The sequence below is a fragment of the Venatoribacter cucullus genome, assembly GCF_016132445.1.
Classification (GTDB): Bacteria; Pseudomonadota; Gammaproteobacteria; order Pseudomonadales; family Oceanobacteraceae; genus Venatoribacter; species Venatoribacter cucullus.
On sequence record NZ_CP046056.1, the window covers coordinates 1475445 to 1495364 of the forward strand.

Here is a 19920-nt window from a genome sequence, read left to right on the forward strand (position 1 = left end):
CTCAACCTCCCTCACCCGCTACCCGGCTGCTTTGGCGGCGCTGTAAATCGGTAATCCACATAGCCAGCGTGCTGTCATCCTCGCCAGCGAGCTGTTGGGCGCGCTGGTATTGTTGCAGGGCGTTGTCCAGATCCTGCAGATACAGGTCATAGAGAATACCCAGATTAAACGGAATATCGGCATCCTCCGGCGCGCAGTCTGCCGCCGTTAAATAGCTGCGTTCGGCGGCGCTGAAATCGCCATTATGGCGCTGCAGTAACGCCAGGGTTTTCCAGGCCGGGCAGTAATGCTCATCGAGCTGACGGGATTTTTCCGCCGCGGCCAGACCGGCGGCGTAATCCTGCTGTTGCAACTGCGCCAGCGCCAGATTGGTATAAATGCCGGCAAATTCAGCGCCCTGCTCCAGCATGGTCTGCCAGTGTGCAGTGGCGTCCGCCCAGGCATTCTGCTGCATCAGTGCCAGGCCCTGCTGATAACGCTGTTCAATCTCGGCGGTCAGCGGATCGATGACCTCCGGCACGGGTGCCGGCGCCGGTTGCAGCAGGCTGCAGCCACTCAGCCACAGCAGCAGCAATAACGCCGGTGCTTTAACGGATAGCGTCCACATACGCGGCTACCTTTTCCTGTTTGTTGTATTGCCCGGGCATCAGCCCGGACAAGGCGCTGAAACTTTCGCGCACCCAGTTATCGTACAGGCCATCGCGGGTACGGCCGGCGTTGGCCTGGTGAATTTCAATGGCCGCCTCATCCAGCGGAAAGGCCTGCTCTTCCAGCAGGTATTGGTATTCCTCCTGCTCCAGCTCGTCAAGGCCGGCCGGACGCTCGGAACTCATCAGCGCTTTGCTCATGCCGGCATACAGCTGCCCCAGCCGGAAGGTGGCGGCGGTGGTAAATTCCTGCACTTCCAGTTTGGCGGCCTGGGTATAGCGTTTCTGGGCAGCTTGCAGCGCTGCATTTTTACGCTGAATGCTGGCCGCCAGCGGCTGGCTCAGGCGGATTTTCTCGTACCGCAAACGCTCGGCTTCGCCCAGCTGAAAGGCGGCACTGGCGGCCAGATAGCGGGAACGATCCGTTTGTTCAGCACCGGCTTTGTTGTGCAGCACGATGATTTTATTCAGCCAGAATTGGCGCTTGTTCTCTTCACCAGCCGCAGCATAGAGCTGATCGAGCTGGTAATGCGCTTCCAGCGCTGCGTCCAGTGGTTGCGGAAACTGGTGTGCGTAATGGCGATACGCCAGCAGGGCCTTCGCATCATCGCCACCGCGCTGGTAATACTGCGCGGTCTGGTAACAGGCAATGCGTTGCTGCTGCGGATTGCTGTGGTGACGGCACAAATATTCCAGTTCAGCCGCGGCCGCCGCCCAGTCCTGCTGTTCTTCGTAGGCCACAATCAGCTTGCTGGGAATATCAGCCGTTAACGGGTGTTGCGGGTATTGCTGACGGAACTGCTGTAACACCTGCACCGCTTGCGGGTAATCGGGTATTGCCATCAGCAGGGTGGCGGCATCGTACTCGGCGGCGATACGGCTGCGGCTTTCCGGAATTACGCCGGCCAGCCGTAACCAGTGCTGCACCGCGGCCAGAGCATCGCCCTGCTCGCGGCTGTGCAGACCTTGCTGGTAAATACTGGCGGCAATTTTTTCGCGCAGCTCTTGCACCTGAGCCGGTTTAGCCTGTTGCTGCTGCAGGGCCAGCTGCAGCGCCTGTTCGGCTTCGGCAAACTGCCCCAGCGCGAAGCTGGCATGGCCGCGCACCAGCGCCGCGCCGTAACGGTAGCGGGGGGACAGATTTTGCTCAACCGTATCGGCCATGCGTGCCGTAGCCAGCGCCTGTTCGTATTGTTCGTCCTGCAGCAGCATTTCGGCGGTATTCACCAGCACCGTGCCACTGCGCGGGTCCTGCGCGAACTGCTGCACAAAACGCATGGCACTGGCGATGGTGGCCTGACGCCAGGCGGCCGCCTGGGGCGGCTCCGGACGGTGACGGTTATAGGCCAGAATGGCGGCATAACCGGCTTCGGCGGCCTGCTCATCGGCGGGATACTGATAGGCCACCGTTTCGTAATGATCGCGGGCGGCGACAAAATCCTGCAGCTCAAAGGCTACTTCGGCCAGCAGGAAATGGTCCCGGGCAATATCCTCAGCCTGAGGGAAGCTGCGCACGATTTCTTCATACCAGCGCCGTGCCGTCTGCAGTTCGCGGGTGCGTGTCCCGGCCTGCCTGCTCTGCTGCGCCAGGCCATGATGGAAACCGGCCAGATCATGCAGATAAGTGCTGAGGCTGCTGGTTAAGGCAGTGCGCATGGCCGCATCCGCGTGCTGCTGCCAGAACGCCGACCCTACGCCGAACAAGTCGTTGTAATAGGCTTTGTGACGACGGTTCAGGCTGGCATAACCGGCCTTGCGGTAACCTTCAATCAGGCGTTCGTAATACCCCGGAGCCCGCCGGTCGAGCGGATAGCGCAACACGTAGGCACGCAGGGTGGAGGCGGCACTGCGGTGAAAGCCGCGCTGGTAGTACAGGCTGGCCAGCCGGTCGTAGAGCCGATATTCGTAATGACGAACGCCGTGCTGATTATAAAAGCGGGCAATCATTTCCCAGTCACCCGCCTCCGTAACGATCAACGCCATGGCCCGCAGAATATCGTCACGCAGGGCCAGATCCCCGCCGCTGGCCGCTTCCAGCCGCGCGGCATCCGGAAATTCCTCATCCAGCACCCGGGTAAAGGCCAGCAGGCTGTCATCGTAATGCTGGTGACGGAATAAGGCCCAGCCGCGCAAATACCCGGCGCTGACGTAATAAGGGTTGCCGGCCCGTCCCGCCGCAACCACCTGCTGATAGGCCGCGGCCGCCAGCTCGTAATCGCCGCTGTTGTAATACAGCTGACCAAGCCGGAAATGGCTTTCGGTAACATAGGCGGATTGCGGATGCAGACGGATCAGGTCTTCCAGCGCCGCCATGGCTTTCTGCGGCTGGCCATTAAGCAGGCTGGCCCGCGCCAGCTGGTAACGCACGCTGTCGTTGTCGGCGCGTTCAGGAAACTGTTGCAGCAGGGCTTCGTAATCACGGATAGCCGCGGCCGGTTCCGGCTCCGCACGGGTTGTGGCGGATGGTGGCAGCAGGCCATCCTGCTGCAATTCCTGTTGTTGCAGCTTCAGGGCTGCCATCCGCTGATGCACCCGTACCCGTACTTCGGCATCGTCACTGATGCTTAAAAACCGCTCATAGGCCTGCAACACCTGCGCATGGCTGACGGCCATGGCTTCGTCCGGCCGGATACGAATGGCCGGCGCGGAATTTGACGCTGCATAGCCGGACTGGCCGTTGCTGAATGCGGCAGCCGGCCGGGATGACGACGGTTGTTTTTCCGCCGCACTGCAGCCCAGCAGCCACAGCGGCAGCAACAGAAGCAGCAGCGACTTATTCATCATGGCTGCGCCTCCGGGCTGGTCAGCGGCCGTTCTGCCGTGGCGGTAATGTGCTTCTGCAGCGCGTTGTCATACAGGCGGGCAATGGCCAGCCGGGCCTGGGCCTGATAATCCTGCAACTGAGCCTGTAATTGCTGCAGATGCCCTTGCAGCTGGGTGGTCAGCCGCGCTTGCTGTTGTTGCTGCAGTTGTTGCAACCGCTGCTGTGCCCCGGCGTAATGCTGCTGCAGCGTGGCAATGCGCGGGTCCAGCCCCTGCCCCCGGTTTTTTGACCACTGCAAGGCCAGCCGGCTGTTCTGCAGTTGCTCCTGCAACCGGGTGGCCTGTTGTTGCAATTGCCACCAGTGCTGGCGTACCTGATAACGACGTTGCGGCTGTTGTTCATACAGATTCCACAGCAGCACCCCGCGGCTGCGGCGCCAGCGTTGCTGGTAAGGGCGCAGATCACGGGTGGGCGTATTGATTCGCTGCAGTCCGCGGATGTGCGCCACCACCCGCTCCAGTGCCTGTACCTGGGCCGCTTCGTGGCCGCTGGCGTAGGCAAACAACTGCTGTTCTTCCGCGTCTAACCGCTGCTGCAGGCGTTCCATCTGCTGCTCGGCTTGCTGTAACTGCTGTTCGGCTTGCTGCAGACGTTTGGCACCATTGGCGCGAACAAACGCCGCGCGCCGGTATTGCAGTGCATCCTGCCACCACCGCAACCGTTGCTGGTGCTGGCGGATATCCTGCTGCAGGGTTTGCACTTCGCGCCATTGCTGCAGCTGATGACGGAACCCGGGCGTTGCCAGCAGACCACTTAAATGATGGTCCAGCGGTGTCAGCTCCGGCGCAGCCGTCAGCTGCCCTTGCAACCATTGCTGCAGCCGGGCCGGCTGCTGCCAGTGCTGCAGTTCATCGAGCATGCCCTGCAGATGCTGATCAACCCATTCATAGCCTTTCAGTGCCTGCGTATTGGCCTGCATCTGCTCCAGGGTGTAAGGCACGCCCAGTACCGATTCAATCACCGCCGGATGCCAGGGCTGAAACCTTTGCTGCAGTATCCGCCAAGGCTGCAGCGCCTGCTGGTACTGTTGTTGTTCCAGCCGTGCCCAGCCAAATTGCAGTAAGGCCGGGGCGCTGTAGACCGATTTCAGAGACACCGCCCGCAGCCAGGTTTCTGCCTCCGGATAACGGCCGCTTTCGAGGGCATGAATCCCGCCCAGTAACAGCATTTTGTCTTTTAACGCCTGGCCTTCAGCACTGGCCGGCAACAAAGGCAAACTGCTGGTGAGCAGCTGGCGGACTTCTGCCAGTGGCGCCTCATTGAGGATATAACTGAGCAGCAGATTATGCCGGGCCAGCCCGGCCCACAGATCATTGCCCTGCATCAGGGCCAATGTCCGTTGCGCGGAGATCTGCAGGCCTGCTTCCAGCTGACTGGAAACTTCCATAAACAGCGCTTCCTGGCGGTACGGTTCAGCCAGCGCCGGGCGGGACATTAACGCCTGGGTAACGGCTTCCGAGGCTTGCGGGTAAAATCCGGCGGCAAACCAGCTGCGGGCCAGATAAAACCAGCTTTGCGCCGGAGCGCTAAGGCCCTGTTGTTGCCAGCTCATATACAGCCGTTCAGCAGCTTCGTTCAGCCCCATCCCCAGCAGTAGACTGGTTTCCAGTAAGTCTGCATGGCCCTGCTGTTCGGCACTGAGCTGGGCGCGCAGCGGCGGCAGCACATTCAGCGCCGCCGCATAATCCTGATTCAGATAATGGTAAGTAAAGCTGCCCCACAATAAGCGCTGCTGCGGGGTTTGTGGTTGGATTTGCCACTGCCGCGCGGCCTCCGGCAATAACGGCCAGGCGTCATCCGCCTGCGCTACCGCCGCTCCACTCAGTAAGATCACCAACAGCCACAGGCTACGCATCATCTTGCTCCGCCCACCGCTTACCAGCGCTGCAGTTGCAGTTGAGCCCGGCGCTGTTGCGGGTTATCGGTCACCTGCAATTCCAGCAGCAGCGGGCCGGTGGTCTTTTCGACCACCGGATTCAGCTGCAGGGTTTGTGGCTGACCGCTGTTATCCAGCCCTTTCAGGGTAATCTGCAGGGCGTGCTGGCCAGGACCGGCATCCAGGCTAGCCAGTGGCTGTACGGCACCCATTTTCAGCGCCTGAATCTGGCGTTCGGTATAAATATGCAGCACCGGCGGCAGCGCCTCACTGCGGATTTCCAGCGCCAGCGGTTCAAAGTACTCGCCGCCCTGCAACGATAGATACAGCGCCAGGCGGGTAGTCGCGGGACTGAGCAGATCCTGCTCCAGCTGGTACAGCTCACGGTTCAGTTCCAGCACGCTTTGTTTAACCTGGCTGACGTCAGCCGCCAGCGCAGCCTCGCCGGCATGACCGGGCAATACGGACAGCAACAGAGAAACAGCAAGCAGAATCGGTGCTTTCATAATTAACCTCAGGCATCCGGGCCGGCGGTTGTTAAACCGTCGAGCCATTGGGTCAGAACAGGTTGAGTCAGGTCGGCCAGCTCACGCAGACGACCGGAAATATGGTGGGCCAGCGCGCCATCCGGGTTAATCAGCAATACCGCCGGGGTGCGGATGCTGGCCAGAGGATGGGGCCAGTCTGACGCTGGCCGCTGCAGAACCGGAATATGCAGTTGCGGTGGCCGATCGTTGTTGGCCGGCGTCCAGATAACCCAGCTGGTCAGGTGCTGTAAGGCAAAACCAGCCTGCAGGCGTTGCAGAGGCTGCAAGGCGGCAGCGCAGTCATTGCAGCGGCCGGGGAAAATCAACAGCAACGGCCGGCCGCGCTGCTCGCTCAGGCGCTGGCCGTAATCCGCCAGCGCCGATGGCAGGGTAAAATCGGGCAGCCGTTGCCTCACAACCAGAGATTGCGCATAAGCGCCGGAATTGAAACCAAGAATCAGGGCAGCGGCCAGCCAGAAGCTGGGAATGCCGGACAGAAACTGCATGAATGTCGTGCCTGTATGGTGATCTTTATTATTGTTATCCGGCTTCCGTGCCGGTTTACATTCTGCAACAAAAGGCGCCCCAGAAGCAATCGGGGCGCCGGGGTGTTGTTACTTACTGAGGTATTTCATGGCATCTTCCAGACCCTGCAGGGTCAGAGGATACATTTTGTCCTGCATAATCTCGCGGATCATTCCCAGTGAACCACCCTGCCCCCAGTAAGATTCCGGCGCCGGGTTCAGCCACACCACCTTGCTGAAATGGTCGGTCAGACGCTGCAGCCAGACCGCGCCGGCTTCATCGTTCCAGTGCTCGACACTGCCGCCGACATGGGACACTTCGTAAGGGGCCATCATGGCATCTCCAACAAAGATGACTTTGTAGTCCGGCCCGTATTTGCGCAGGATATCCCAGGTTTCAGTGCGCTGGTTCATGCGCCGGATATTGCTCTTCCACACCGACTCGTACAGGCAATTATGGAAATAAAAGGTTTCCATGTGCTTGAACTCCGTCTTGGTGGCCGAAAACAGCTCTTCACACACCCGCACGTGCGGGTCCATGGAGCCGCCGATATCAAAAAACAGCAGCACTTTTACCGCGTTGTGACGCTCGGGCACCATTTTGATATCCAGGAAACCGGCGTTACGGGCGGTCGAGGCGATGGTGTCGCCCAGATCCAGCTCGTCGGCGGCGCCCTGACGGGCAAACTTACGCAACCGCCGCAACGCCACTTTGATATTGCGGATACCCAACTGAATGTTGTCATCCAGGTCTTTGTAGTTGCGCTGCTCCCACACTTTTACCGCTTTTTTGTGCCGGGATTTACCCTGCTCAATGCGGATGCCTTCGGGGTTATAACCGTTGGCACCAAAGGCGGAGGTACCGCCGGTACCGATCATTTTATTACCGCCCTGATGGCGTTTGTGCTGTTCTTCCAGACGCTTTTTAAACTCGTCCAGCACCTTATCGAGGCCGCCCAGTGCTTCAATTTTGGCCATATCTTCCGGCGACATCAGGCGCTCAAATTCTTTGCGCATCCAGTCGGCCGGAATATCCGCCTCGGCCATGCCATCCGGCAGGGTTTCGAGACCGCGGAAGTAGCTGGCAAAGGCCTTGTCGAACTTGTCGTAATGACGCTCGTCTTTAACCAGGCACAGCCGAGCCAGGGCGTAAAACTCGTCCAGATCGGCAAAGGCCACATGGGCTTTCACCGCCTCGACCAGATCCAGATATTCCCGCACCGAGCACGGCACTTTGGCCTGGCGCACCGCCTGAAAGAAATCAATCAGCATGGCATCAGCCCTTGCGGCGACTCATAAAGGCCAGTTTTTCCAGCAGATGTACGTCCTGCTCGTTTTTCAGCAAGGCACCGTACAGCGGCGGAATGGCTTTGGTGGTGTCAGCGTTACGCAATACATCCGGGCCGATATCGTCGGCCATCAACAGTTTCAGCCAGTCGATCAGCTCTGACGTGGACGGTTTTTTCTTCAGCCCCGGTACTTTACGCACGTCAAAGAACACATCCATGGCTTCGCGTACCAGCTCGGCTTTGATATTGGGGTAATGCACATCGACGATGGCTTTCATGGTGTCGCGGTCGGGGAAGTCGATGTAATGGAAGAAGCAGCGGCGCAGGAATGCATCCGGCAGTTCTTTTTCGTTGTTACTGGTGATCAGGATAATGGGCCGGTGTTTGGCCACAATGCGCTCCTGGGTCTCGTAAACAAAAAACTCCATTTTGTCGATTTCCAGCAACAGGTCGTTGGGGAATTCGATATCGGCTTTGTCGATTTCATCGATCAGCAGCACCACCGGCTTGTCGGCGGTAAAGGCCTGCCACAGCTTGCCCTTCACAATGTAGTTGCTGATATCGTGGACGCGGTCAACGCCCAGCTGCGAGTCACGCAGACGGGAAACGGCATCGTATTCGTAAAGGCCCTGATGCGCCTTGGTGGTACTTTTGATGTGCCACTGAATCAGTTCAGTGCCGAGGGATTCCGCCAGCTGTTCCGCCAGCATGGTTTTACCGGTGCCCGGCTCCCCTTTCAGCAGCAGCGGACGCTGTAAGGCAATGGCGGCATTCACTGCCATCTGCAGTTCCGGTGTGGCGACGTATTGCTGGGTACCCTGAAACTTCATACTGACCTCTTATGCCAATCACTGAGACAAAACAGGCCGGGAGTATAAGGAGGGGCAAGGCCGCCAGCAAGCTGAGCTGCCAGCAAACGCTGCCAGCAAAAAAAGCAACGGCGGCTTACTAAGCCGCCGCTGGTTAACAAAAACCGCTGTCGGTTTAATCGGGTTTGCGGGGGGCTTCACCGGTGTCGGAGCCAGCGACTTTGTCGTCCCCGATATCGGTGTCAAATTCACCCCAGTCATCCACTTCATCGAGCGGATCAGGATCAATAGCGAAGTCATCAGCAAAGTCGGCCGCAATATCGGTATCGGCACCCATATCGGCAAGATTGGCCCGTGACGCCGGCGCTCCGGCTGCTGCTTTGGTTTCCGCCTCCAGCAGGGGGATTTCTTCCTCGGCTTCACCATCGAAGGCATCAAAATCGCCGTCAAAACCCTCATCACTGAGCTCTTCACGGATCAGATCATCCGGTACCGATTTCGCCGGCGCCTTGTCTTCGGTAACGGTTTGGCCGCGTTTGCGTAACCACCAGGCCGCAGCACCTCCGAATAAGGCCAGATTGCCGGCTCCCAGTAAGGCATACAGCCACCAGGCCAGCCCCTCCTCTGCGTCTTCAGCAACCGTTGCGGCAGCTTCCTGTTCGGCAAAACGGGACTGTAAATCGACCATGGGCGGTGCGGCTGCCGGCTCTTCTGCAGCGGATTGTGCGGCTGGGGATTGTTCGGCAGCCGGTTCAGCTTCTGCTGCGGGTTCCGGCAGGGGTTGTTCTGCTGCGCCCGGCTCTGCATTGTCAGCCGCAGCCACCGTTTCGGCAGCGGCCGGGGCACTGGCATCAGCAGCCAGAGGAGCCGCTTTTAATGGATGCTCAGGTTGTACCACCTGCGGCGAGGTAAGCGGGAACGTGACCCGGATATCATCGGGACGGGTGCGGAAATCAACACCACCGGCGGTAATGCCGCGTACATTCAGGGCAACCTCATACTGCCCGGCGCCTTTGTCACCATTCAGGCGCAGCTGCCACTCACCGGCTTCGGTGTTGTATTCCATGGAATTAATGACCGAACTGGTATCCGGTGCCACCACCCGGGCAATAATGCGTGACAGCGAAGTATCCGCATTATTCTGCGGAATCACCCGGATCAGCAGAGTTCCCTGCTCTTCTTCCCGTACGGTTTCAACCCGCAATGGCTCCTGCAACACGGCAGTCAGCTGCTGGCGGCGCTGGAACGTCCGCCCCACCGCCACCACTTCAAACTGATATTCGCCCTCAGCCGACAGGCGGCTGAGGGATTCATGAAACACGCCATCGGCTGGCAGGTTTTCAGGGTCTGACAACAACTTACTGCCGGAACGGCCATCCGGTGCCGTTACTTTCAGCGTAATATCGGTCAGTCGTAATAATGCCGGTTCGGTGATGGTCTGGCCTTTTTCCGTCAGGTCAATCGCCAGATCCAGCGGCACGCCGGAGAACAGGGCATCGGGCAGCCCCGCTACCCGCAAATTCAGATCTGACAGGATCTGCACGCGGTTATCCGGATCAAGATCGGCATCGGCCTGCCACTCTCCCACCGCCGGTGCGCTGACGGTAATCAGATCGAAGTTAACGTCCTGATGCCAACGCACCTGCTGCTCAGTCGCTGTGGCCGCGTCCAGAACAGTGCCATCGGGGGCAATCAGACGGGTTGGGCGGGCGCCGGCCTGGCGGAAAATCAGGGCGGTAAACTCCCGCACACTGGCATCAATGCTGAATTTATTATCCAGCAGCGGTACCTGCTCAGCCGGTACCGCCCGGTCAAAGGCTTTCAGGAAGGCTTTCAGTAATTGATCGGCGTTATCGGCGCGCAGATACAGACCACCGGTTTCCAGAGCAATTTGCTGCAGTAATTTCTGATCGGCGCCATCGGATAAGGCCAGGGTATGAATACGGGCACCGGCTTCCACATAGGCCGGAATCACCTCATTCAGCAAGCGTTGGCGTTGCTGTTCATCGGTATCGGCAGGGGCACCCGGCTCGCGCATATCAATACGGCCATCGGTCAGCAGAATCAGGCTGTGGCGATAACCGCTGTCGGCAGCCACTTTCCAGCGCGCCCGCTCCAGAGCTTCGGTCAGATTGGTATACAAGCCCACAGAATTGATCTGCCGGGCTTTGTCTTTGGCACTGGCGCGCCAGTCATCATCCACCGCTGCCAGCGGCACCAGCATGTTGACGTAACGGCCAAACGTCCAGATGCCGGCCTGCGACCCCTGCGGCAATAACTCAACCAGCAAATTAACGGCGGGAATGCGCAGATTGGCCGGGTCGGTTTCCTTCATGCTGCCGGAAATATCCACCAGAATGCGGACATCAGCAGGCAGTTCAGCCGGTTCCTGAGCCTGGGTAATGGAAAAACATGACAGGAGTGATAGCAGGATCACCCCCGACAGCCAACGATGCTTTAACATGATTGCTCCCGGGGGAAAGGCAGATTACAGATTGGATTCGAGTACTCGGCGACCTTTTTCGGTAATGTGCCAGCGCACACCATTCTTGCCGCTTACTTTGCCCGCCAGACTGCGGGTTACCAGTACGTGCAGGGTTTTAAGAATGGTGGATTCTTCTTCGTTGGCTTCGCGGCAGACGCCACCGAGCGAACGGAAAATAAAGCGACCACTGGACAGGATCTTCAGCACTTTGGCTGAGGTAACATCCAGGTCATCATTCAGATGGGTCAGCTCACCGCCTTCATCCTGCTCGCCGTCCTGTTCAGTTTCAGTATCGATCAGCGGCAGTAATTCGCTCTGCATAATACGCAGATTCTGCTGCACTTCTTCCGAACGGGCCTTGGCCACCTGAGCTTCGTTCAGGATACGGTCGGACAGGTTGTCGATAAAGAAGCGGCTGACCAGCGCTGAGATCAGACAGAAGCCGGTAAAAATCAGCAGACGTGACGGATCACCCTGGCTTTCCAGTACCAGTTCACTGTTGACCATGTCGAGAATAACCGGCACCAGAAACGATGCGCCCACACCCACCACCAGAAAACGCGGCAGACTTGCTGCATCCGGGTCTTTGTCACCGTACAGGTAATAATTCACCAGACCACCGAAAATGCCTGCCAGCAGCATTACCGTTGCCAGAATAAAGATATGATTTGCCATCTTGCCGAACCTCTTATCCATCAGATAGTCAGAAACTTCTGATCTGATTACTCCACGAAGGAATACCCCAATGTACCCCAGTTTCCCGGACGTTCTGCCGATTGCAGCAGACCCGGGCACTTCTGCATTAAAATTAGCAAACTTTTATGGGTTAGCCAGAAAAGTAATAAAAAAAGATAAATTTGTTCATTAATAGAAAAACGACTGTTCATTAAGTGGCCGTTTTCTGTTGTTTTACACCTCCTGTGCTGGCGTATCAGTGCCGGATTCCGGCTGCCGCCAGCGACGTATCGCCTGCCGGATCGCCTGCACCAACAAACCCAGACAAAAAGCCGCGAGCAGCCACAATAAAGCCGGCTCGGTAAGCACCGGTTGCCCTTCCAGTAAATTCAGCAACAACACAAATATGGCGGGCGCAATATGTGCAGAACCGGCGGCGGCCGGTGCCGGGGTAAATAAAATAACCGCCCCGGGAACACGTAAAAAACGCCGCCAGTTACTGTGCGCCGGCAACCAGAAAAACAGCTGATTCCAGCACCAGTAACCCACCAGTGCAAACGCCAGATACAACGCCCAGAACGGCGCGAAGGTGGTCAGGCTTTCCATATAATATGTTCCTCCCACTCCTCTTCCGGTACCTGATCGTCGGCAATGCCTTTGCCGCGCAGCGAGATATCGGCCGCATGCACCGATTCCGGATCACCGGATATCAGCGGGTGCCAGTCAAATAACGGCTTACCTTCCGCCAGCAAACGATAGGCACAGGTTTCCGGTAACCAGCGGAATTGTTCCGCCTGATCCGGTGTTAACCACACACAACTGGGCACTTTAATATGGCGGGTTTCGTAGACCGTACAACGGCAGCTGTCCTGATCCATATAACGGCAATGTACATCGGTGTAATACACATCACCGGTGTCTTCGTCTTCCAGTTTTTGCAGACAGCAGCGGGCACAGCCATCGCACAGGGATTCCCATTCAGCCGGGGTCATCTCACGCAGTGTTTTAACCTGCCAGAAAGGTTGGGCGCTCATTCTTTATCCATTTTGCAAAATAAATCCGGCAGGTTATTTTCCCGCGGCGGCGGTACCTGCAGGTAAAAGCCCTGTTCATCCATTTGCTGCAATACTTTGGCAGCGTCAGCACGGGCCAGCTTTTTATCGGCGCTGAGCATCAGCGTCATGGCCAGCTCAGGCTTACCGAAGGTTGTCAGCAAGGCTTCGGGAACCCGGCTCAGGGCATCTTTACGGCTGACATACAAATAGGCTTCATCCATTTTGCGGCTTTTATACACATCACACAGAACTTTAGTCATCAGCAGAATTTCTCAACACGGGCTGCTGCTGCAACTCCTGCAGGAGCTGCAGCAAATAATTTCCAATTTCGACCTGACGCCAGCCCCGCAACAGATCGGGCAGACGATAAGGGCCTTTCGGGTAGCCGGAGCGCAACAGGGCTTCCAGGGCTTTTTTATTGGCCAGTAACTCGGGCGGAATCTGTAAGGCCTCAGCTTTACTGGCTACGGCATCGCGCAAGACTTTAAACCACTGCCCCGCGTGCGGGCTCAATGGCCGGTCGAGCATTTTTGGCCAGAGCTTTTTATCCAGTGCCAGCACCTGATTCACAACGGCAATAATCTCTTTACCATCGTTACGGATGGCGCTGCCGTGCAGGGCGGCCCGGGCCAGCTGGTCATTATTTGCGGCTTTAAAGCGGGCAATATTCCACAGGGTATTATCGTCCACCACCTTACCGCGCGGCACATTGCGCTCACGCGCCTGCCGTTCGCGCCACAAAGACAGCTGCTGCAACAGCAGCAGTTCCTGCGGCCGCAGTTTCCAGGCCAGCTTAATGCGGCGGTAATAGGCGTTGTGCTGATCAGCCTGTTCAGACAACACCAGCAGACGCTCACACTCTTCACTTAACCAGTGCTGCCGACCCTGCTGTTTCAGCAGCGACATTAATTTCGGGTACAGCCGGTACAGATAATGCACGTCGGCCACCGCATAGCTTATCTGCTCATCCCGCAACGGCCGTTGCAACCAGTCGGAACGGGTTTCTTCTTTGGGCAGATTAATTTCCAGCACCTCGTTGACAACCCGCTGAAACCCCATCGAGCCACCCAGCCCAGCCAGCGCCGCGGCCAGCTGAGTATCGGCCAGCGGAGCCGGCATCACGCCGGTCAGACAACGGCACACTTCCAGGTCTTCGGCGCAGGCATGAAAGACTTTAACCACCAGGGGATGCGTCAGCAATTCCGCCAGCGGGCTCCAGTCGGTGATCAGCAACGGATCGATCAGAAAACAACCTTCCCGTCCGGCCACCTGCACCAACCCGGCCTGCGGGTAAAAAGTGCTGGTGCGCATAAATTCGGTATCCAGCGCCAGATAAGGCTCCTGCGACCATTGCTGGCACGCCGCGCGCAAGTCTGAGTCGGTGGTAATCCATACCGGTTCAGGGATTTTCAGTCGGATCATGCCTGCTCCTGCAGCGTCAGCCATTCAGTCCAGTCCTGCAGCACCAGTTCAACACCGGCCGCCGCCAGCATACTGGCGATAAAGGCAGCGGTGGCACAGCCTTCGGCGGTACTTTCCAGTGCCAGGGTAATCTGCAGCGGACGGGCCGCTGTCGCCACCCGTTGCTGTAACTGGTCGAGCCCCAGTTGATTCGGGCCCCGCCCGGACATCGGCGCCAACAGACCATGCAAAACAAAATACAGTCCCCGCCAACCGACCTGCTCAGCCTGTTGCAGTTCATCCACACCCGCCACCACCAGCCAGCGTGTGCGGTCGCGCTGCTCATTGCCGCATAGCCCGCATAAGTCGGCATTGCTGTAACAACGGCAGTGCCGGCACTGGGTTACTTCAGCACCGGCCCGTTGCAGGGCCTGCAGTAATGCGGCACCCGCATCGCTGTTCAGCAGATGCTGAGCCAGCCGGGCGGCGGCACGGGGGCCAACCGCAGGCAGCTGATCCAGGGCCTGCACCAGTTGCTGATATGCCGCCGGCAGCAGCATATCAGAACGGCATTTTCACGCCGGGTGGTAAACCCATACCGGCCGTGAGTTTGCCCATTTCTTCCTGATTGCGCTGCTCGATTTTGCGCACCGCATCGTTAACGGCTGCGGCCAGCAAATCTTCCAGCATTTCTTTGTCTTCGCTCATGATGGAATCGTCCAGCTCGACGCGCTTAACATCGTGACGACCATTCATGGTGACTTTAACCAGCCCGGCGCCGGACTCGCCGGTCACTTCCGCTTCAGCCAGCTGAGCCTGGGCGCGCTGCAGTTGCTCCTGCATCTTCTGCGCCTGTTTCATCAGATTACCCATGCCACCTTTCAGCATCGTTTTATCCTCTTGGTTTGGTATTAACTGACCGGACGAATACTGTCATCCGGTACGAAAGCATCAAATTCCTGCACGATACGCTGCACCAGCGCATCGCCGGTTATGGCTTGTTTGGCTCCAGCATGCGCCTCAGCCTGCTGCCGCTGGCGGCGTTGTTCCGGCGTTTCGCCACGGGGCAGCTGCAACTGCATCTGTACCTGCGCTGCCGGAATCAATGTGCGTAAGGCATCCTGAATTTTCTGCTGCTGCGCAGCATTGAACAAGGCACCCTGCACCGGATCAACATCAAACTCATAACGCTCATCCTGCACCTGTACCAGCGCACTGTTGCGGGCAATGGCCATGGTCAGGCCGGCCAGCGGCAAGCGCTCAACCCATTGCCACCAGGTGTGGGGTTGTAAGGTCTGTGCGGTCAGTTCAGGTGCGGGCGTGACAGAGACCGGCTCGGATACTGCGGCGGGCACTGGTTCTGCGGCCTGCTCTGGTTCTTCGGCAAGCGAAGGGGCTGCATCAGGCACGGGGTCGTCAGCAGGCCGTTCGGGCTCTGCCGCTGCATCTGGCTCTGCGTCCTCAGCGGTAGCGGCCGGCGCTGCAGACCGAGCTGCCGCTCCCGGGCTGGCAGCTTCCTGCGGCGAATCCGCCGCCATAACAGGGGCCGGAATCGGCGCAGGAGCAGGCACCGGAACGGCAGCAGCATCAGGCTCAGCGGCCTGACTCAGGGGCTTTTTTTTTTGCAGTGCGGTTTGCAGATCCAGTTCCACCGGCGCAGCCGGTGCCGGCCGGAAGGCCAGCATGCGCAGCAGCAACATTTCAAAGCCCTGGCGCGGATCAGGTGCTAAGGCCAGATCACGGCGGCCACTGACGCCAATCTGGTAATACAACTGCAGATCTTCTGGTTGCATGGCCATGGACAGTTGCAGAATGGCCTCGCGGTCGCCCTCGGCGTTATCAATAGCATCCGGTACCACCTGCCCGAGCGAGGCGCGGTGCCAGATGGTCAGCAATCCCTGCAGCACTTCGTCGTAATCGGGCGCATGTTCTGCGCTGGCGGCGACTTCCGCCATTACTTCACTGGCATCGGCACGAGCCAGCACTTCAGCCAGTTTAAACAGGCGACCACGATCCATGGTGCCGAGCATGGCATTGACCTGCTCTTCCCCAACCAGGCCTTCGCCGTAGGCAATGGCCTGATCGGTCAGACTGAGCGCATCGCGCATACTTCCCTGCGCGGCACGGCCTAACTGCCACAGCGCCGGTTCTTCGTACTGTACCTGTTCGGCTTCCAGCACTTTGCCCAGATACCCCACAATGCGTTCTGCCGTCATATTCTTCAGGCTGAATTGCAGACAACGGGACAGTACCGTAACCGGCAGTTTTTGCGGATCGGTGGTGGCCAGCAGAAATTTAACGTGGGCCGGCGGCTCTTCCAGGGTTTTCAGCAGAGCGTTAAAACTGTGTGCCGACAGCATGTGTACTTCGTCGATCAGGTAGACCTTAAAACGGCCCCGGGTCGGCGCGTACTGCACGTTATCGAGTAATTCGCGGGTGTCTTCTACTTTGGTGCGGGAAGCGGCATCGACTTCGATTAAATCAACAAAGCGGCCTTCGGCAATTTCCCGGCAGGCACTGCATTCACCACAGGGACGGGCGCTGATGCCCTGCTCGCAGTTCAGGCACTTGGCCAGAATCCGGGCGATGGTGGTTTTGCCGACACCGCGGGTGCCGGTAAACAGATAAGCGTGGTGTAAGCGCTGCTCATTAAGGGCATTAATCAGTGCCCGCAGGACATGCTCCTGCCCCACCATTTCATCAAAGAAACGGGGTCGCCATTTGCGCGCAAGTACTTGATAACTCATCTAATTTCCGACACCGGGGGTAAACAGTGACGGGCATAATAGCGCGTTGATGCGGGAAAGTCAGGAGGAAACTGGAGATGACCTCTGCCAGCCACACCCCGGCACACGAGTCGACTGCTACCGTTGCTCCCTTCCGGGCCTGGCGGGGTTCGCAGTGTATCGTTGCGAGGGGACCAACAGAGGCCACCATAACGTCCTAACGAGCGTCAGGAGGCGGCACATTAACCAAAAGCCCGTGTTATTTCAAGCAGTTATAGTACCGATACCCATTACAGGTGCAGCCAGTGGCGCAACGCCTGCTCAATCACATCGGCGCGGCTGAGGTTAAGCTGGTCAGCTACGTCATCCAGGCGCTCAATCATGGCGCTGTCCAGCTTCACTTCCAGCCGGTGCAGCCCCCGGGCTTTATCACGCAGCCGCTGTACCCGCTTGTTCATCCGCGTCTGCACCGGCCGGTCATAAGGGTTGCTGCGCGGCCGGCCCGGCCGGTTGGGCGCAAACATATCGATAGTGGTTCGGTCTTCAGGCTGGACAGACATGGGGATTCCGGGAAATTCAGGCGGCGCCATTATGCGCAGCTGGCACTAAAAGGCAACGCCGGCGCTTGCCAACGCAGCGGCCGCACCATTACTGTACAGCCCCTTATTTCTGACACACGATGACTCTGCTGCATGGCTAAAAAAACAACCGCAGTACCCGCTGCTGCGCTGACTCAGACAATCCCGGCCAAACTGCTTAATTTCCGCGACACCAGCGAGCTGGAAAGCTTCCATGGCGTCCTCGGCCAGGACCGTGCCGTGAACGCTATTCAGTTCGGTGTCGCCATGCAGCGCCCCGGTTACAACATCTTTGTGATGGGCGATACCGGTACCGGCCGCTCATCGTACGTGCGCGATTATCTGAAAAGCGAAGCCAAGCGCCAGAGCACCCCCAGTGTCTGGTGTTATGTGAATAATTTCCGCAACCCGCGCGAACCCCAGGCACTGGAATTACTACCACAGGATGCCAGCCGCTTCCGCCAGTTATTAAGCGACCTGATCGACCAGTTGCTGGCCACCTTTCCCGCCACCTTTGAACACCCGGCTTATCAGCAGAAAAAATCGGCCATCGATTATGTGTTCAACCGCCGCTACGACAAGGCCATTGAACTGGTGGAACGCGAAGCACTGAAACGCGGCGTGGCGGTGTACCGGGATGCCAGTGCCATCAGTTTTACCCCGATGCGCGATGGCAAGGCGCTGGATGAAACCGAATTTGCCCAGCTCAGCGAAGCCGAGCGGGAAACCTTTCACAGCGACATCGCCGAGCTGGAACAGCAACTCAGCGACCAGCTGTCAGAGCTGCCGCAATGGAAGCGCGAAAGCAGTAATGCCCTGCGCCAGCTGAACCACGACACCATCCGCGATGCCATTAACCCGCTGCTGCAACCGCTGCAGGAACAGTACGGCAGCCATGCGGACATTCTCAGCTATCTGGACGAGCTGCAGGAATTTCTGCCGCGGCTGGTGATGGAAGAACTGGTGGAAGAACGCCTGCTGGAACTGCGCGATGAATACGCCAAGCGCAGCATTCTGGAAGACACCCTGCTGCCCAATATCGTGACCCATCACGCCGAAGACAGCGGCGCGCCAGTTATTTACGAACCGCACCCGAGCTTTTCCAACCTGTTCGGCCGCATTGAATACACAAGCGACCAGGGCGCGCTGGTCACCAACTACCAGCGCATCTGTCCGGGGGCGCTGCACAAGGCCAATGGCGGCCACCTGATTCTGGATGCCGAGAAAGTGCTGGGTGAACCCATGGTCTGGGAAGCCCTGAAACGGGCGCTGCAGTCGCATCAGTTGAAAATGGAATCGCCCTATTCCGACCTTGGCTTAATCAATACCACCACGTTGCTGCCGGAAGTGATCCCGCTGCAATTCAAGCTGGTGTTAATCGGTTCACGGCAGGTGTACTACCTGCTGCAGGAATACGACGAAGACTTTAAACGCCTGTTCCGCGCTGTGGTCGATTTTGACAGCGACCTGCCGTTAACCGACGACCATGTGCTGGGCTATGCGCGACTGCTGAAAAACCGCGCTGACGAACAGGGCTACGCCCATTTAAGCCGTGCCGCCGTTGAGCGCATGGTGCGCTTCAGCGCCCGTCTGGCGGAGCAGCAGAATGTACTCAGTGCGCGTATTGGTGAACAGTTTGACCTGTTGGCCGAAGCGGATTTTATCCGCCGCCTGGCGGGTGACGAATTACTGGAAGCCGATCACATCGACCGCGCCCTGAGCGCCAAAACGGAACGCACCGGCCGGGTTTACGACAAGCTGTTTGAACAGATGCTGGAAGGCACCGTGCTGCTGGAAACCAGCGGCAGCGCCATCGGTAAAATCAACGGCTTAACCGTAATGTCGCTGGGCGATACCAGCTTTGGCTCTCCGGCCCGTATTACCGTGACCGCCTACCCGGGCAGCAAAGGTGTGGTGGATATTGAGCGCGAAGTCAGCCTCGGTCAGGCCATTCATTCTAAGGGCGTGATGATTATCAGTGGCTATCTGGGCAACCGCTACGCCCAGCAATTTCCGCTGGCCATTTCCGCCCACATCGCTATGGAACAATCCTACGGTTATATCGACGGCGACAGCGCCTCGCTGGCCGAGCTGGTGTGCCTGATTTCCGCCTTAATTAAAGCACCGGTGGCGCAAAGCTTTGCCGTTACCGGCTCGATGAACCAATACGGTGAAGTGCAGGCCATTGGCGGCGTGAATGAAAAAATTGAAGGCTTTTTCCGTCTCTGTCAGGCGCGCGGCTTAACCGGCCAGCAAGGGGTGATTATTCCGGAATCCAATCGCCGCAATCTGATTCTGAATGCCGATGTGGTCGCCGCGGTCGCCGCCGGCGAGTTTCATATCCATGCCGTCAGCCATGTCGATCAGGCCATGGAAATACTGCTGCAGCGCCGGGCCGGCAGCCAGAAGAAAGATGGCAGTTTTCCGGCTGGCAGCCTGAACGATGACATTATTAAACGGCTGCAGGCCATCGCCAGCATGGAGAAAGAGCAGCACAACTAACC

18 protein-coding genes and 1 other RNA gene are annotated in these 19920 nt (G+C 58.3%); 1 reads left to right on the forward strand and 18 read right to left on the reverse strand.

What is annotated here, in order from left to right; all coding sequences use genetic code 11:
- Position 1: 1 nt before the first annotated feature.
- The 18 genes from GJQ55_RS06975 to ybfE all read right to left on the reverse strand — a co-directional run bounded on the left by GJQ55_RS06975 (position 2) and on the right by ybfE (position 17398).
- A complete protein-coding gene (locus tag GJQ55_RS06975; protein WP_228344262.1) occupies positions 2 to 607 on the reverse strand; it encodes a tetratricopeptide repeat protein in 606 nt (201 codons plus the stop codon).
- Positions 588 to 3431, reverse strand: coding sequence for a tetratricopeptide repeat protein (locus GJQ55_RS06980; protein ID WP_228344263.1), 2844 nt, complete (start codon positions 3429 to 3431; stop codon positions 588 to 590). The genes GJQ55_RS06975 and GJQ55_RS06980 overlap by 20 nt, the downstream gene beginning before the upstream one ends.
- Complete coding sequence (locus GJQ55_RS06985; RefSeq protein WP_228344264.1) at positions 3428 to 5329, reverse strand: hypothetical protein; 1902 nt, start codon at positions 5327 to 5329, stop codon at positions 3428 to 3430. The genes GJQ55_RS06980 and GJQ55_RS06985 overlap by 4 nt, the downstream gene beginning before the upstream one ends.
- 17 nt (positions 5330 to 5346) lie before the next feature.
- A complete protein-coding gene (locus GJQ55_RS06990; protein ID WP_228344265.1) occupies positions 5347 to 5853 on the reverse strand; it encodes a hypothetical protein in 507 nt (168 codons plus the stop codon).
- An 8-nt stretch (positions 5854 to 5861) separates the two neighbouring features.
- Positions 5862 to 6380, reverse strand: coding sequence for a peroxiredoxin family protein (locus GJQ55_RS06995; RefSeq protein ID WP_228344266.1), 519 nt, complete (start codon positions 6378 to 6380; stop codon positions 5862 to 5864).
- Positions 6381 to 6488: 108 nt separating this feature from the next.
- The gene (locus tag GJQ55_RS07000) at positions 6489 to 7670 is read right to left on the reverse strand and encodes a vWA domain-containing protein (RefSeq protein WP_228344267.1); all 1182 of its coding nucleotides are present in this window, start codon (positions 7668 to 7670) and stop codon (positions 6489 to 6491) included.
- 4 nt (positions 7671 to 7674) lie between these two features.
- Positions 7675 to 8517, reverse strand: a complete 843-nt coding sequence (locus tag GJQ55_RS07005; protein WP_228344268.1) for an AAA family ATPase — start codon at positions 8515 to 8517, stop codon at positions 7675 to 7677.
- A gap of 154 nt (positions 8518 to 8671) precedes the next feature.
- Entirely contained in the window at positions 8672 to 10960 is a 2289-nt protein-coding gene (locus GJQ55_RS07010) for a VWA domain-containing protein (protein ID WP_228344269.1), read from the reverse strand.
- 24 nt (positions 10961 to 10984) lie between these two features.
- Positions 10985 to 11656 carry a YEATS-associated helix-containing protein gene (locus GJQ55_RS07015; protein ID WP_228344270.1) on the reverse strand — a complete coding sequence of 224 codons (672 nt, stop codon included), beginning with the start codon at positions 11654 to 11656 and terminating at the stop codon, positions 10985 to 10987.
- A gap of 234 nt (positions 11657 to 11890) precedes the next feature.
- Complete coding sequence (locus GJQ55_RS07020; RefSeq protein ID WP_228344271.1) at positions 11891 to 12262, reverse strand: hypothetical protein; 372 nt, start codon at positions 12260 to 12262, stop codon at positions 11891 to 11893.
- On the reverse strand, positions 12250 to 12690 hold the full coding sequence (locus GJQ55_RS07025) for a YcgN family cysteine cluster protein (RefSeq protein WP_228344272.1): 441 nt from the start codon (positions 12688 to 12690) through the stop codon (positions 12250 to 12252). The genes GJQ55_RS07020 and GJQ55_RS07025 overlap by 13 nt, the downstream gene beginning before the upstream one ends.
- On the reverse strand, positions 12687 to 12971 hold the full coding sequence (locus tag GJQ55_RS07030; protein ID WP_228344273.1) for a YcgL domain-containing protein: 285 nt from the start codon (positions 12969 to 12971) through the stop codon (positions 12687 to 12689). The genes GJQ55_RS07025 and GJQ55_RS07030 overlap by 4 nt, the downstream gene beginning before the upstream one ends.
- Positions 12964 to 14133, reverse strand: a complete 1170-nt coding sequence (gene rnd, locus GJQ55_RS07035) for a ribonuclease D (RefSeq protein WP_228344274.1) — start codon at positions 14131 to 14133, stop codon at positions 12964 to 12966. The genes GJQ55_RS07030 and rnd overlap by 8 nt, the downstream gene beginning before the upstream one ends.
- Entirely contained in the window at positions 14130 to 14672 is a 543-nt protein-coding gene (locus GJQ55_RS07040; protein WP_228344275.1) for a toprim domain-containing protein, read from the reverse strand. Before GJQ55_RS07040 ends, rnd begins: the two co-directional genes overlap by 4 nt.
- Before the next feature lies 1 nt (position 14673).
- Entirely contained in the window at positions 14674 to 15000 is a 327-nt protein-coding gene (locus GJQ55_RS07045) for a YbaB/EbfC family nucleoid-associated protein (RefSeq protein ID WP_228344276.1), read from the reverse strand.
- A 23-nt stretch (positions 15001 to 15023) separates the two neighbouring features.
- A complete protein-coding gene (gene dnaX, locus GJQ55_RS07050; RefSeq protein WP_228344277.1) occupies positions 15024 to 16859 on the reverse strand; it encodes a DNA polymerase III subunit gamma/tau in 1836 nt (611 codons plus the stop codon).
- Between the two features lie 82 nt (positions 16860 to 16941).
- Positions 16942 to 17038: signal recognition particle sRNA small type (gene ffs, locus GJQ55_RS07055), an RNA gene on the reverse strand.
- A gap of 90 nt (positions 17039 to 17128) precedes the next feature.
- Positions 17129 to 17398, reverse strand: coding sequence for a LexA regulated protein (gene ybfE / locus GJQ55_RS07060; protein ID WP_228344278.1), 270 nt, complete (start codon positions 17396 to 17398; stop codon positions 17129 to 17131).
- Positions 17399 to 17530: 132 nt separating this feature from the next.
- On the opposite strand from ybfE, the gene GJQ55_RS07065 reads away from it, so the two are divergent.
- Positions 17531 to 19918: a Lon protease family protein gene (locus tag GJQ55_RS07065; RefSeq protein WP_228344279.1), complete on the forward strand. Its 2388-nt coding sequence runs from the start codon at positions 17531 to 17533 to the stop codon at positions 19916 to 19918.
- Positions 19919 to 19920: the final 2 nt, after the last annotated feature.